This window comes from Caldisalinibacter kiritimatiensis, from assembly GCF_000387765.1.
GTDB lineage: Bacteria > Bacillota > Clostridia > Tissierellales > Caldisalinibacteraceae > Caldisalinibacter > Caldisalinibacter kiritimatiensis.
The window spans coordinates 1-1,544 of sequence record NZ_ARZA01000281.1 but is presented as its reverse complement, the minus strand read 5'-3'; the positions used below and the strand labels follow the sequence as shown (position 1 = coordinate 1,544).

1 protein-coding gene is annotated in these 1,544 nt (G+C 30.6%); it reads right to left on the bottom strand.

The genetic code is table 11. From position 1 onward, the window contains the following. Nucleotides 1-64: 64 nt before the first annotated feature. Nucleotides 65-1,327: a YeeE/YedE family protein gene (locus tag L21TH_RS14130; protein WP_006317454.1), complete on the bottom strand. Its 1,263-nt coding sequence runs from the start codon at nucleotides 1,325-1,327 to the stop codon at nucleotides 65-67. Nucleotides 1,328-1,544: the final 217 nt, after the last annotated feature.

Below are 1,544 nucleotides of genomic sequence, written 5' to 3'. Positions count from 1 at the left end.
GTACGTACGGTGGTGTGAGAGGTCGGTAGATAAAATAATTATCTACCTCCTACTCGATTAAATACTAAATAAAGAATCTTTCTAATAATTTACTACCAACTATAGAACCCAGAAATAAAAATATAGCATATACCCAACCAGAAAGGGAAAGTGAAGCAATGCCACTATAAAGACCACCTATATTACAACCAAGACCGATTGTTGCTCCATAGCCCATTAATAAACCACCTAAAATTGCTGCTATAACTTGTTTCATAGATCTGACTTTTTTTATTCTAAATTGAGAAGCTAAAAGAGAAGCTAAAAGAGCACCAAAGATAATACCCATATTTCTCATAGAACCTGGGTCATTAAAAAAACCTAAATTTAAAGTGGCTTGGGCACTATTACTACTAAAATAATACCATTTATCTACACTGCCTCCAATCAACGTATATAGCCATGCTCCCCAGTATGAAAAAGATTCACTTACTCCCCATGGATTTCCAGTAGCAACCAATGTAACTATTTGGAAAACTGACAAAAGAACCGCACCAACTATATATGGCCATGAATCTTTAATCCAAAGCTTATAGAATTTATTATCTATTAGTTTTAAAACTATATCTCTTAAATTAAAATCCCTTTTTATTATTAAACACTTCCCATTTGTCAATTTGTTAGCTAGGATATATAAAGCACCAATTATTAATAATTGAATAATAACAGCTCCTAACCAACCAAATATATCAGGTAAAAATATAGATTTTCCATGCATGATAAAATTAGTTTTCCACCATAAAAAATTATGGGCACCCAAAAGAGAACCAACAATGAAAAAAAATAGTGAAATCAGCTGTAAGATAAATCCTTCACCGGATCTCATAAGAGTACTAGATGCACATCCTCCTGTAATAACCATACCAATTCCAAACATAAATGCACCGATAGCTGTTGCAAAGCTAATAGGGACAACATAATTTTGTCCAGGAATAGGTAATCCATTAGAATATGCACTAGACTTTATTGCAGTGAAACCGATAGTTGTGATTGCAAATGCAATAAGTACAGCTTTAGTTAAAGCAGTACTACCTAGTAAATATGGGTCCCTAACAGCTGAAGCAAAACAAAACCTTGACTTTTGAAGTATAAATCCAAAACAAATACCAGTTAACCAAAATAATCCTAATTTAGCGGAAATATTATATAGTAACATTTCAATAATTATAACACCTACTAAAAAAGCTATACCTAATGGCATTTGACTTTTTTTATATCTTCTATCTTTGATTTTATGAGAAGATGACACTTCTAGCATAGATTCCTTAGGGCTATTTGACTTAGCCATTAGATTAAACATCTCCTTCCTCTACAAATTAATGATATATAACGAAAGACTTTATTAACAAAATTGTACCATAAAAAACATTTTAGCATCTATCACCAGTAAATAATATACATTAATAACAAAATAAATAAATTAAATGAGATCATGAGTATAAAAAGAACATATAAATATAGTTTATAAAAGAAAATTTAAGAAAATACAGATTGATTATCTTGTC